The sequence below is a fragment of the Sphingobacterium sp. IITKGP-BTPF85 genome, assembly GCF_001006065.1.
In the GTDB taxonomy this organism is placed as follows: domain Bacteria; phylum Bacteroidota; class Bacteroidia; order Sphingobacteriales; family Sphingobacteriaceae; genus Sphingobacterium; species Sphingobacterium anhuiense.
Map to the genome: position 1 here is coordinate 19,859 of NZ_ASZT02000049.1, position 13,550 is coordinate 33,408.

Annotated in this window: 13 protein-coding genes and 1 pseudogene; 11 read left to right on the forward strand and 3 right to left on the reverse strand. The window is 37.3% G+C overall.

Translation table 11 applies throughout. The features are described 5' to 3' along the window. Positions 1 to 9 precede the first annotated feature (9 nt). Positions 10 to 1,200, reverse strand: coding sequence for an OmpP1/FadL family transporter (locus tag L950_RS11540; RefSeq protein ID WP_021188036.1), 1,191 nt, complete (start codon positions 1,198 to 1,200; stop codon positions 10 to 12). 210 nt (positions 1,201 to 1,410) lie between these two features. Between L950_RS11540 and tpx the strand changes: the two genes are divergently transcribed. Continuing rightward, positions 1,411 to 1,866, forward strand: coding sequence for a thiol peroxidase (gene tpx / locus L950_RS11545; RefSeq protein WP_231577158.1), 456 nt, complete (start codon positions 1,411 to 1,413; stop codon positions 1,864 to 1,866). A 96-nt stretch (positions 1,867 to 1,962) separates the two neighbouring features. Here the strand turns inward: tpx and L950_RS11550 are convergent, their stop codons facing one another. Continuing rightward, complete coding sequence (locus L950_RS11550; protein ID WP_021188037.1) at positions 1,963 to 3,135, reverse strand: trans-sulfuration enzyme family protein; 1,173 nt, start codon at positions 3,133 to 3,135, stop codon at positions 1,963 to 1,965. A gap of 349 nt (positions 3,136 to 3,484) precedes the next feature. Beyond that, positions 3,485 to 4,983 (reverse strand): annotated as a pseudogene (locus tag L950_RS11555) (catalase). A gap of 225 nt (positions 4,984 to 5,208) precedes the next feature. Between L950_RS11555 and L950_RS32950 the strand changes: the two are divergent. The 10 genes from L950_RS32950 to L950_RS35340 all read left to right on the forward strand — a co-directional run bounded on the left by L950_RS32950 (position 5,209) and on the right by L950_RS35340 (position 13,471). Next, on the forward strand, positions 5,209 to 5,550 hold the full coding sequence (locus L950_RS32950; protein WP_231577160.1) for a hypothetical protein: 342 nt from the start codon (positions 5,209 to 5,211) through the stop codon (positions 5,548 to 5,550). Next, complete coding sequence (locus tag L950_RS11560; RefSeq protein ID WP_231577164.1) at positions 5,484 to 7,103, forward strand: alpha-L-fucosidase; 1,620 nt, start codon at positions 5,484 to 5,486, stop codon at positions 7,101 to 7,103. The genes L950_RS32950 and L950_RS11560 overlap by 67 nt, the downstream gene beginning before the upstream one ends. A gap of 89 nt (positions 7,104 to 7,192) precedes the next feature. Continuing rightward, the gene (locus L950_RS35330) at positions 7,193 to 7,657 is read left to right on the forward strand and encodes a glycoside hydrolase family 95 protein (RefSeq protein ID WP_262507054.1); all 465 of its coding nucleotides are present in this window, start codon (positions 7,193 to 7,195) and stop codon (positions 7,655 to 7,657) included. 47 nt (positions 7,658 to 7,704) lie between these two features. Continuing rightward, positions 7,705 to 9,453 carry a glycosyl hydrolase family 95 catalytic domain-containing protein gene (locus tag L950_RS11565; protein WP_262507058.1) on the forward strand — a complete coding sequence of 583 codons (1,749 nt, stop codon included), beginning with the start codon at positions 7,705 to 7,707 and terminating at the stop codon, positions 9,451 to 9,453. 62 nt (positions 9,454 to 9,515) lie between these two features. Further along, the gene (locus L950_RS26415) at positions 9,516 to 10,178 is read left to right on the forward strand and encodes a DUF4369 domain-containing protein (protein ID WP_021188038.1); all 663 of its coding nucleotides are present in this window, start codon (positions 9,516 to 9,518) and stop codon (positions 10,176 to 10,178) included. Positions 10,179 to 10,330: 152 nt separating this feature from the next. After that, a complete protein-coding gene (locus L950_RS26420; RefSeq protein ID WP_021188039.1) occupies positions 10,331 to 10,753 on the forward strand; it encodes a TlpA family protein disulfide reductase in 423 nt (140 codons plus the stop codon). Between the two features lie 82 nt (positions 10,754 to 10,835). Next, entirely contained in the window at positions 10,836 to 11,438 is a 603-nt protein-coding gene (locus L950_RS11575) for an AraC family ligand binding domain-containing protein (protein ID WP_231577161.1), read from the forward strand. A 2-nt stretch (positions 11,439 to 11,440) separates the two neighbouring features. Continuing rightward, positions 11,441 to 11,716: a helix-turn-helix domain-containing protein gene (locus tag L950_RS32955; RefSeq protein ID WP_231577163.1), complete on the forward strand. Its 276-nt coding sequence runs from the start codon at positions 11,441 to 11,443 to the stop codon at positions 11,714 to 11,716. Positions 11,717 to 11,738: 22 nt separating this feature from the next. Then, the gene (locus L950_RS35335; protein ID WP_021188040.1) at positions 11,739 to 12,227 is read left to right on the forward strand and encodes a M64 family metallopeptidase; all 489 of its coding nucleotides are present in this window, start codon (positions 11,739 to 11,741) and stop codon (positions 12,225 to 12,227) included. Continuing rightward, positions 12,176 to 13,471, forward strand: coding sequence for a M64 family metallopeptidase (locus L950_RS35340; RefSeq protein ID WP_410528127.1), 1,296 nt, complete (start codon positions 12,176 to 12,178; stop codon positions 13,469 to 13,471). Before L950_RS35335 ends, L950_RS35340 begins: the two co-directional genes overlap by 52 nt. Positions 13,472 to 13,550 lie beyond the last annotated feature (79 nt).

Sequence of the window (13,550 nt, forward strand, 5' to 3'; positions counted from 1 at the left end):
TATAAATGCTTAAAATTTGTACGTCAATCCAATACCTGGTGCGTAAATATTCGTCGTATACGTTCCTGATAAATGGCTGTCTACATTATTTGCTTCGCGAGGTAATATTCTCTGGTATGCAAAAGAGCCTGTTAGATCAAACTTCTGATTCATTTTGTATGTGAAACCGCCAGCAATCAGTACACGGTTGTTATCTGGAGTTTCTGGATAGACATAATCTTTACTCACAGGTGTTGCGATATAACCACCACCGATACGGAGTTGCAATTTCTCTGATGGCAAGTATTCGATACCCGCTTTAATAGAACCTGCTTTTGTATAATTCTTAGGGGAATGCGTGTCAGGAGTATTTGCACCACTATAATCAAAGTTTAGTTCTTTATAAATATCGTAATTGATCACCGTTCCATCCACAGCCATTTTTACTTTGTCACTGATCGGGAATGTTACACCAACAGCAAAAGTAGATGGGAGAGGAAGTTCGGCGCTAAATTTACTATCTGGTGGAAATGTTCCTTGCGCCGCTTCAGGTACTGTGAATTTAGCATCTCCATCTTTTAATTTCGTAACAACTTTAGATCGGTAGCTCATGGAAATGGCAAATTCTTCATTTAAGTTGTAGTGAACACCGACATTATATCCTGTTCCAGTACCGGTTCCTTTTAATTCAGCCAACCCTGATGACCCATCTTGGAAATAAACGGGAACAGCACTTTGTAAATCCACAGAACCAATGTTATACACAAAACCCCCACCGATACTGAAGTTGTCCGTTAATTTGACACTGACGGTAGGTTGGATGTATATAGCGCGTAACGACAAACTAACTAAACTGTATTTACCTGTCCATTCAGTGCCCCAGTCTACTGCACCTCCATAAGGTGTATATATTCCTATACCCGCTTTCCACCACGTATTTTTAGGTCCTACTGTGGCAAAAACAGAAAAAGGTGGCGTTATCTGATTTTTAGTATGATCCACCACAGAACTACCTGTTGCTTGAAAAGCAGATTTAAACATAACACCATTTCCGTTTACAGAAACCGCATTGTGGCTCATTTTTGAAAGTGCTCCTGGGCTATAAAAGATGGAAGATTCATCTATAAAGTAGGCAGAACCTGCACCACCCATACCGACAGATTTTGGACTCTGAAGATTGACTTGAGATCCTGTGCTAAAAGTAAAGACGGCGATACACAAAGCAAGGTAATTAGTAACTTCTTCATATACATCAAATTTGGTTTATCGTTTGTGTTTGAATTACAATGCTAACATAGTAAATTTTTGTGGCTTTTCGATATTATTTTGGCGAAAATTGATAAATATTTATTTTGAAAGAATGTGTATTAATAAATGTGATTTTTGTAGTAAGATTAACAGGAAATCATTAAATTGCTAAAAAAAATAATTATGGCAACAGTAGCATTCAAAGGTGGAGCAGTTAATACGGTTGGAAATTTACCAGCAGTAGGAAATCAAGCTCCAGATTTTAAATTGACAGCAGGTGATTTATCTGATAAATCATTAGCAGATTATAAAGGAAAGAAAGTAGTTTTAAATATTTTCCCAAGTGTAGATACAGGTACCTGTGCAGCATCTGTTCGTGCTTTCAATAAAGCAGCGTCAGGATTAGAAAATACAGTGGTGTTATGTATTTCCAAAGATTTACCATTTGCTCAAGGACGTTTTTGTGCAGCGGAAGGTTTGAATAATGTGGTTACATTGTCGGAATATAAAGACAGTAATTTTTCAGATGCATATCAATTGCGTTTTTCCGATGGCCCTTTAGCGGGTTTATTGAGCCGTGTAGTCATTACATTGGATGAAAACGGTAAGTTTTATATGAAGAGCAAGTTGCGGAAGTGACAGAAGAGCCAAATTACGAAGCTGCATTGGCATCTTTGAAATAAGCAGATCATAAATAAAGAATAGAGCCATCTTCTTGGAGATGGCTCTATTTTTTTATTTAGTTTTTTCCAATGCCTGTAAGATATCCTGGATAATATCTTCCTGATCTTCTAAACCAACCGATAGACGCACACTACCCGGTTGAATACCAAGGTTTAGACGTTCATCTTCTGTTAATTTCGAATGCGTTGTAGAAGCAGGATGGGTAGCGATTGATCTTGCATCCCCTAAATTAGAAGTATATAAAATCATATTTAATTCGTCTAAGAAACGGAAAGCTCGCTCTTTTCCACCTTTAACAACAAAAGTGACAATACCACCACCGGCCTTCATCTGTTTTTTTGCTAGCTCATATTGCGGATGGGAAGGAAGAAATGGATATTTAACATCTTCAATTTCTTCGTTTGTTTCCAAAACTGTTGCTAATGCTAATGCGTTGCTGCAATGTCTATCCATACGTAAGCCCAGTGTATCTAAGCTTTTAGAGATGACCCAAGCATTAAAAGGAGATAAGGAAGGACCAGTATGGCGAATGAAAAACATTAATTTGTCAATCAATTCCTGTTTCCCTACAACTAATCCACCAAGGACACGACCCTGACCGTCCATATATTTTGTAGCAGAATGAATTGACAAATCAAAACCATACTTTAATGGTTTTTGAAGATAAGGTGTTGCAAAGCAGTTGTCAATGGCTAAAATAATATTTGGATATTTTTTCTTTAAAGAACCTAACCATTCCAGATCTACTAATTCCAGACCAGGGTTAGAAGGTGATTCCAGGAAAATAATTTTTGTATTCGGCTGAATGGCTTTTTCCCATTCTTCGGGATCGACCGCATCAACATACGTTGTTGTTACTCCCCAACGAGGGAATAGTTGCGTAAATAGTTGGTGAGTTGAACCAAAAATAGCGCGTGACGAAACAATATGGTCACCACTTTCAACAATACCTGCAAAAGAGGCAAATACTGCTGCCATACCCGAAGAGAAGGACAGCCCAGCTTCTGCTTCCTCTAGGATACAAACTTTGTTAATAAGCTCTGAAGTATTTGGATTGGCATAGCGGGAGTATATCATTCCTTGCTCTTCATCAGCAAAAATAGCTCTTCCCTGTTCTGCGCTATCAAAGATAAAACTAGAAGTAAGATATAGGGGCACCGAATGCTCACGTGTTGCAGAACGATCGGCTTGTTCGCGGATGATTTTAGATTGATCTTTGTTCATGATGAGGTAAAGGTACAAGTTGTAAATTTTATTTTTTATATTTTATCAAATAATTTTGCGTAAAAAATAATCAGTAGAACAACTTAGGTTTTGTAAATTTATAGGATTTCAATCTCAAATAACAGCCTATCATACAGTTAAATCGGTTGCAACGCTGTTCATTCACTTTTGTCAATATTTATTGAATCTTAAATAAGTACTATTAAAAAGCTAGGATAAGTGTGGTATAGGTAGATGTGAAGCTTTAAATTTTGATAATTATCATAGTTTATGATGTATTATGAAGGTATAAAAAGAGCGGAAGTGTATGGGTACATTTCCGCTCTTTTTATTATTGCCGAATGATTTTTTATTTTTGAGGCATATGTTTCGCCATTTCATCCATAGAGAATCCTAATCCTTTAGCAACTCCTAGTCCTAAATTCATGTCGGCTCTAAACCAATGGCACAATTGACGCATAACAATTTCATCTCGTTTTGGTCCTTCAATTCCAGACATAGCACCTACTATATTTTGAATGAGATGTTCTTTCTGTTCAGCATCCAATAAACGGTATAAATCACCAGGTTGTGTATAATGATCATCCTCACCAGGAGCGTTGCGGTCATAATTATCAGCCACTAGACTATCTACTTGCAATGCAGGTTCCTTGTAGGATTGATCTTCGTAATGACCATCAAAACTATTTGGATAATAATTTGGTGCTGCCCCTTGATTCCCATTGACAGTCATCTGACCATCACGTTGGTAATTATTAGTCATAAAAGGACATCTGTTCACAGGAATCTGTTCATAATTTCCCCCTAGACGATAACGTTGAGCATCAGGGTAAGATAATATACGTCCCTGTAGCATTTTATCTGGTGAGAATCCAATTCCATCTACAATATGTGCCGGAGCAAAGGCCACTTGTTCTACATGAGCGAAGTAATTATCTGGGTTTTGATTTAATTCCATTTCACCAACCTCGATGAGAGGATATTCTTTCTGTGACCATACTTTTGTTAAGTCAAATGGATTCCAACGGAATGTTTTAGTCTCCGATTCTGTCATGACTTGGATATAAAGCTTCCATTTCGGAAAATCACCATTCGCAATTGCTGTATGTAAATCACGTTGTGCATAATCCATATCTTTAGCGCGCATTTCATCAGCTTCTGCACCTGTCAAATTTTTTATTCCTTGTTGTGTTCTGAAGTGGTATTTGATATAGACACGTTCATTTTGCGCGTTGATCATAGAGTACGTATGACTTCCATAACCGTGCATATGTCTGAATCCAAATGGCGTTCCACGATCGGACATCAAAGTCGTTACTTGGTGCAACGATTCGGGATTGAGTGACCAGAAGTCCCAGACCATGGTTGGCGATTTACAGTTTGTATGAGGATCTCTCTTTTGAGTGTGAATAAAATCAGGAAATTTTTTAGCATCCTTGATAAAGAAGACTGGCGTATTATTACCGACCAAGTCGTAGTTTCCATCTTCGGTATAAAATTAACAGCAAACCCACGTGGATCACGTTCGGAATCTGCCGAACCTCTTTCTCCTCCGACGGTTGAAAAGCGAATGAATAATTTTGTTTGCTTTCCAATGCCGTTAAAGAGTTTTGCTCTTGTGTATTTCGAAATATCATTGGTTACGGTGAAAGTACCATAGGCGCCAGAACCCTTAGCATGTACAATACGTTCCGGAATACGTTCTCGGTTGAAATGAGCCAGTTTTTCATGGAGGAAATAATCTTGTAATAGCACCGGGCCTCTTGGGCCAATTGTCATCGTATCTTCGTAGTTTACAACAGGAGCACCCGATGCTGTTGTAATTTTTTTGTTTCTATTGTCTTCCATTTTTAAAAATTTATGAGTTTTCCCCTATTGTTCTACAACAAATTTAAATGAAATGAATGAGCTTATCTTATTGATAATCTTGATGCCTTATCAAGATTAGTGATGACTATTTTGTATATGTAATATAAATATAATCAATCGATTGCTTGAGGAAAATGATTTTGTTAGATTTTTAATACCCTAAAATTAAACTATATTTAAAACTTAAAACCTTTATCTAATTATATGTTTACTTTTCTATTCTCTAGTCTTCTCTGGGTAAATGGTAGTTTTTTGCTATCTGAACCGGTAAATCCACCAAAACCTTATGGAGCACTTCCTTCCGAACGGCAGTTGAAATGGCATGAAATGGATATGTATTGTTTAATACATTATACACCAACTACCTTCCAAAATAAGGAGTGGGGATATGGTGATGCAGATCCTGCTATCTTTAATCCTTCGAATTTTGATGCCAATCAATTGCTAAGGCAGCGGCTTCTGGGGGCTTTAAAGGGCTCATCTCTGTTGCAAAACATCATGATGGCTTTTGTTTATGGCCTACGGCAACGACAACATATAGTGTAGCGTCATCTCCTTGGAAACAAGGAAAAGGGGATATGGTTAAAGATTTCATGACTGCGACGCATGCAAACAACATGAAATTTGGTGTTTATCTTTCTGCCTGGGATCGAAACGATACCAGGTACGGGACAGCTGCCTATGCAGATGCATACCGGGCACAATTGACCGAGTTAATGTCCAATTATGGTGAATTGTTTACTTCTTGGCATGATGGCGCCAATGGTGGAGATGGTTATTATGGTGGTTTAAAAGAGAAAAGGACGATCGACCGCAATACCTATTATGCGTGGGAGGAGAAAACTTGGCCAATCGTTCGTAAACTGCAACCGATGGCCATGATTTTTAGTGATGTCGGTCCAGATATGCGTTGGGTAGGAAATGAGAGTGGATTTGCGGGAGAAACCTCATGGGCTACTTTTACGCCGGAAGGCCTTGATGGGAAAAAAGCAGTTCCTGGATTGGTAAATGAAAAAACACTGACTTCAGGAGTAAGAAATGGGAAATACTGGATTCCTGCGGAATGTGATGTACCACAACGACCAGGGTGGTTTTATCATGCCGAGCAGAATGCGAAAGTAAAAACACCAACTGAACTGTTTGAGATCTATCTGAAATCTGTAGGCCGTGGTGCAAATATGAATCTTGGATTGGCACCGATGCCATCAGGACAACTGCATGAAAATGATGTGAAATCACTTGAAGCTTTCGGAAGAAAGGTGAAAAAAACGTTTGAAAATAATTTAGCAAAAGATGCGCAGATTACGGCAACAACTACTCGCGATCATGAAACTGGAGAATACGGGACGAAATATATTATCGATAATGATCGCTATAGCTATTGGGCAACCAATGATGATGAGCATCAAGCTGCTCTGGAAATTAAATTGAAATCAGCGCAAACATTTGATATTATCCAGATCAGAGAAAATATTAAATTAGGACAACGTCTGGATAGTGTTTTAGTTGAGCAGAAAGTGAATGGGCAATGGACCTTGCTCACTAAAGCTACCAGTATCGGAGCAAATCGATTAATGAAACTGACGAAGCCCATTACAACGGATGAACTACGAATTCAATTATTTGCACCTGTAGCGATTACAGTAAGTGATTTTGGTTTATTTAAAGAATTTGATGAATCTTTTGAATTTGAGGATACTGGATTCAAAAAATTAAGTGCAAGGCAGTTTATGGCAGCAGCTTTTACGGAATCGGCAAAAGCAATAGATAATAATGCGGAAACTTTTGCAACAGTCACTGCTTATGAGAAAGGATTTGTTTTTGAATTGAAAGAAGCGATTAACGGGTTTGGATACTTACCTCGTCAAGATGGTAAAACAATCGGTACAGCTACGAAGTACAAAATTTACAGCAGTCAAAATAAACAGCAATGGGAACTTTTGAAGGAAGGTGAATTTTCAAATATCAAAGCAAATCCGATTTTACAGCAAATCATTTTTGACGATGTTGTAAAAGTAAAATACATCAAATTTGTTCCAACGGAAACGTTAACCAAAAATGTATTCACAGTAGCATCCTTTGAATTATATTCTAAGTAAGAAATGAAAGGTATAACAAAATCAACATTATTTGCGCTGGCAGCCATGACTTGCTTGCAGGCGCAAGCGCAAAAAGAGACGCTTTAACCATGTGGTATGACAAACCTGCCAACCGCTGGGAAGAAACGCTTCCTTTAGGCAATGGGTTAATCGGAATGATGCCTGATGGGGGTATTCAGTCTGAATCATTGGTATTAAATGAAATTTCCATGTGGTCGGGTTCTGCCGAAGACCCTAATAATTATAACGCATATAAGAGTGTCAGTGAAATTCAGAAGTTATTGATAGCTGGAAAGAACAAAGAAGCAGAAGAACTGGTCAATAAGAATTTTGTCTGTAATGGCCAAGGATCTGCTTTCGGAACCGGAGCCAATGCACCTTTTGGTTGTTATCAGAATTTTGGATTTCTAAAATTCAATTTTAAACTAAGTGCTGAAGGTGTTTCAAATTATGAAAGATCCTTAAATATTGGCAATGCAACCGCGCAGACTTCCTTTACTGTAGGAGGAGTGGATTATAAGAGGACTTATTATACTTCTTTTGATCAAATGTAGGTGTTGTACACTTAACTGCTTCAAAGAAAAAAAATATCAGTTTTGCTATTGCCTTAGAAAGAGCTGAAAATATTGATTCTTATCAAGTTAAAAATGGGGAGATTATTTTGCAGGGTTCTTTGCCAGATGGTAAAGGCGGCAAAAACTTACAGTTTGCGAGTAAAGTGAAGATTAGATTTAAGGGCGGAAAACTAACGGATGATGGTAAGCAATTGATCTTGACAGGTGCCGACGAAGCTACTGTTCTTTTTGCAGCGAGTACGAATTACTATGGAACTGATCCACAACAGGTGATCAGCCAGGATATCGCTACTGCTGAAAAAATAGCACAAGAAAAGCTCTATAGCAATCATAAAAAAGCATTTGCAAAGAAATTTGATCGTGTTGCTTTAACCATCGCAGATGATCAGACTAAGGTGAATATTCCGACTGGAAAACGTTTACAGCAATTTTTTGAAAATCCAGCCTTAGATAATGGATTGGCCGCATTATATTTTCAATTTGGCCGCTACTTGAGTATTTCAAGCACAGCTCCCGAACACAAGAATGCATTACCTCCAAATTTGCAGGGATTATGGGCACATCAGATTCAAACACCTTGGAATGGGGATTATCACCTAAACATCAATGCACAAATGAATCACTGGGGAGTGGAAGTAAGTAATCTATCTGAATACCATACCCCTTTTATTGCCCTGATCAAGCGTATTGCAAAGACAGGTGAAAAAACGGCTAAAGCTTATTACAATGCGCCAGGATGGGTCGTTTATATGATGACAAATGTTTGGGGTTTCTCAGCACCTGGAGAAAATGCATCTTGGGGGTCGAGTACAGCTTCAGGATGGTTATGTAATCACCTGTGGGAGCATTATCAATTTACTCAGGATAAAGCCTATTTAAAAGAAGTTTTTCCTGTATTAAAAGGAGCAGCAGAGTTTTACGATTATATTTTAGTTAAGGATCCTAAGACAGGCTGGTTGGTTACTTCACCTTCAGTTTCTCCAGAAAATGGATTTCGTCTTCCAAATGGTGAAGTCGCATCAGTAGTGATGGGACCTACGATTGATAACCAAATTGTTAGAGAACTTTATGGGAACTTGATTCAGGCGGATAGTCTTTTGCAATTAAACGATCCTTTTATTCAAAAGTTAAAAGATAAGTTGACACAGATTCCACCAGCAGTAGTGGTAAGTAAAAGCGGCCGTGTGCAAGAATGGTTGGAAGATTATACTGAAATAGAACCAAAACATAGACACGTTTCACATTTATATGGATTATATCCGGCTCATTTCATTTCACCACAACAAAATAAAGAGTGGGCAGAGGCCGCTCGTAAAACATTAGAAGTAAGAGGAGATGAGGGGACAGGCTGGTCTCGCGCATGGAAGATTCTTTTCTGGGCAAGGTTGCAAGATGGTGACCATTCTTTAGAAATTTTAAGACAATTGCTCAAACCAGCTTTTGTTAATGAAACGACCTATCAAGGAGTCGGAGCAGGTACTTACCCTAATCTGTTCTGTGCACATCCGCCGTTTCAGATAGATGGTAATTTTGGAGGTTCTGCCGGAATTGGAGAAATGCTTCTCCAAAGCCATTCCGGATTTATTCACCTACTGCCGGCATTGCCAAAAGCCTGGAAAGATGGCGCCGTAAAAGGATTGAAAGCTAGAGGAAATTATACGGTTGATATGACTTGGAAGAATGGACAGATCACCGATTATAAAATAACGGGACCAAATAAAACTGTTGTTAAAGTATTAAATGGATCGACATACGAAAATTATAAAATAAAATAATTTATAAATAAAATTCTGTAAATTGGTTGTAAATTCATGATGAGTTTACAACCAATTTTTTTATGAACCAACCACTTTACTATTGTCTGATATGTTTCGTCTTTTTTATAAGTTCATGTCAGTCCAATCCAGAAAAAAAGCAGGAGAAAAAAGGAACACCAATTGTCTATAAAATTACGGGGTCTTTAAATCCCGAAGTAAATGGTACCGTTTATTTGCAAGATCACGATAATTCCATGCAGCAGTTTCGTCGAGCTAAAGTAGAACAAGGCAAGTTCGTTTTAGAAGGCGAGTTGGTCATTGATGCATTTTATGATCTGATCATCAGGTCCGATTCGGGAGCTGTGAAATCCTTTAATTATAGCACGCCCCTTTATGTGGAAGCTGATGCTGATTATGATGTTGCTATCAAGGAAAAAGGCGATCATTTTAGTATTGAGGTAAAAACAAATTCATTGACGACAAATGAACTGATAGCATTCAATAAAAACAAAGAAAAAGTACAGCACGAATTAGATGAACAGCTTGCCAAATACAGCGACGAAACTGCTGCTTTGAATGCTAAGCTCATGAACTTTAGCAGAGGACAAGAGTCTGTCTATAATCAAACTATAGATAGACTTGAAGAAATAACAAAACAGTCGAATGAAATTCGGGCTAGAAAAGATGATAAAAGATTTTACGAAGAATATGTTTTGAATAGCAAACAAAAAGCATCATTCTGATTCCCTATTCCTTTAAGTACATCAGCCTGAATAAGGAGAATTATAAAGATTATGATCAAATTTTAGCACATTTAGATCCTGCTATTCAGAAACACCCACTTGTTAAAGCAGCTGTTGCAAAAGTAGATGATGTCAAGAATTATTATGCTAATATGCCTGTTTTTCCGGCTATTACTCCTCGTAATCTAAAAGGTGATTCTTTGAAGTTTGACCAGCTAGTAGATAAGAAAATGATAATTGTTGCGGTTTGGTCAAGTAAAGGCAAAAATTCAAAAATGGATTTACCGGTTTTAGTACGCAAAGAAGCCGAATTGAAAAAAATGGGTGTTGAAGTTGTGTATTTGACCGATGATGAAGATTATGAACGTTGGAGGGCAAGCAATCGACAAATCGGATTAGGAATGAACAGTTATTTGTTAAACGTGACTGATCGTGATTTTATCGAAAATAGCTATAATGTTATTGGAACCCCACGATACTTATGGCTGGATCCAAAATCAAGAACTGTTATTGAACTGGCAGGTGCAGATCCAACGTTACCAGATTTTATTAAAAATGTCAAGAATAAATTATAATACAATTTACGTTTATTGTCCGCTATAATGTTTAAATTTGAATAATTAAACAATATCTGTTTTTTTGTAGCTATTTGTAAGAATGAAAATTGTTCAGTTTACCGTTCCTGTCCCCAATCAAGGTTCCGTTTGTGTACAAGAAGATCTGTTGGTTGAATTTTACAGCAACTATCATCGACATAAAGAAATCCAACTGACATACATTCTAAAGGGGGAAGGTACTTTTTTGATTGGCAATTTTACACATCAATTCAAACAAGATGAAATTTATATTGTAGATGCCGATGAACCGCATATGTTTCAACGATCTGAGCTAGTTCCTGATCCTGATTTAAAAGAGCAGATCCATGCGATTCATATATTCTTTGATTACGCCCGGTTTAAAGATTTCTTACAATTGCCGGAATTGACAGAAGTCCGTTCATTTCTAGAAAATATCAATGTAAGTAAAAAACTGGACGCCGCTTCAAATCCAGGGATCAAACGTAAGTTTTTACAGATTAATGAGACGGATGGGTTAGATCGTTTAACGGCATTTATGGGGCTTGTCGATTATTTAGCTGAAAAAGTAGATCTATGGACTTCACTTTATACAGGAATTCCTCAAAAAAGTATTCTGACGCAGAAGGGATTCGCATTAATGATATTTTTCAGTATACATTTAAGCATTTTGAGAAAAAGATAGCCTTGGAAGATATCGCGGCAATTGCCCATATGACACCGCATGCCTTCTGTAAATACTTTAAAAAACACACCCGAAAAACTTATATTACTTTCCTCAATGAAATTCGCATTGAGCAAGCTTGTAAAATGCTGATACATGGTCTTTCTGAGAATGTATCGGATATCGCTTTTAAAACCGGCTTTAATAATGTGGTGAATTTTAATCGTGTATTTAAAAAAATCACGAAGGTATCTCCCAGTGAATACCTGATGCAGCACAAAATTAAAGACATGAACTAATACCTAATCAATACCTATCGTAATGAATATCAGATTACAGCATTTCCTTTTTAGTTTTATATTTTTATTTCTCCTGTTTCCCAATTGTTTTGCACAGCGTTATGCGATCGATACGTTACAATATCAAGGTACTGATCAAAAGGTTGTCAACCTAGTGATCTTGGGCGATGGTTATACACAGGCGCAGTTGATGGATTTTGAAGAAGATGCCAAACGTTTCACAGATTATTTCTTTCAAACGGAACCCTTTCGTCAGTACAGTAATTACTTTAATGTATTCGCGATTAAAACACCGTCTTTAGAATCTGGAGCTGTACATGCTTGTACTGCCAGTGACTGTGTACACGGCAATACGGATTTGAGTCAATATCAGCCCGCTTTAATAAGTTTACAAAAAAATATCCAGTTCCTATTGCATCACCTAATACCATCTTTGGAAGCAGTTTCGATAACGGAGGACTGCACCGGCTGGTGGTACCACAAAAGTATCAGGTTATCGAGCAGGTATTAAAGGAGCATATTCCCAATTATACACAAGTTGTGATTTTGGTAAACTCTCCCTTTTACGGAGGTTCTGGTGGTAAGTATGCGACAGCAACCGTTAACTTTATGAGTAATGATATTGCTGTTCATGAGATCGGTCATTCTTTTTCTATTTTAGCCGACGAATATTGGGCAGGTAATCAATATGCAATTGAAGGTCCTAATCGTAGTCAGGAGTCTGATCCGACAAAGGTTCCTTGGAAGAATTGGGTCGGGACACAAGGTGTTGGTGTATATTCTTACGGAGGATCAGGATCAAAGTCGACTTGGTTTAGACCGCATGAATTTTGTAAAATGCAATACTTAGTGGCTCCTTTTTGTGCTGTTTGTCAAGAAGTTTTTGTAGAGACCATACATCAGAAAACAAATCCAATTCTAGCTACCCTGCCAGTCGCGAGTAAACCTGTAGATGCAGATAGCATGTCTGTTTTCTCTTTAAAATTGTTAAAACCATCCCCCAATACACTTGAAGTGAAATGGTATCTTAATAATCGGTTAATTGATCAAAATATTGACTCTATTTATTTGAATATGGGTATGCTTGAAGTGGGTGTAAACCAATTAAAAGCGATTGTGAAAGATACAACTTCATTAGTTCGTATCCATTCTCATCAACAGCATGTTTATGAAACAGTATGGTCTATTAACAATAAAATGGACTGCGCACTCGCAATGCCACTTTCAAACTGGGGCGATACGCTCGAGACCTGTTATAATGGCGGACAGGTACTATCCATAAAACATGCAAGTCGTGGATTGACTTACAATTGGTATAGCGAACATCAATTAACAGTTCCTTTCGCTACTGGATCGAATGTGAGTGTCAATAATATCCATGAATCTACTGTTTATTTCGTGGAAAGTATGTGGCAGGGCAAAAAATCTGAAAAAAAGAGAATATTAGTTAAAGTTTTTGATAAAGTTGAAAAACCAAAAGGTGCGAAAGTACGATTCGATAAGAAGTTGAATAAAATACGTGTTACTTTGAGCGAAAAGATTGATGATCGTTACAATTACTTATGGTGTAACGAAAATGGTACATTATTATATGAATGGGATGAGTTTAATGGCGAATATGTTTCTCCAAAAGGAAATAACAATGAATTACTGTTAAATAAATCGAATTCAAATTCAAAAATATATGTGATAAAAGTTAATAAAACAACAACGTGCCGTAGTGAAAAGTTGGAGATTTTAATTTCAAAGTTTTAATACTCTACTTAAGTAGGTATCTTTAAGGTTATTTATATATTATAAACCATAGATATTTTATCACTTGCGTCCTAAACGT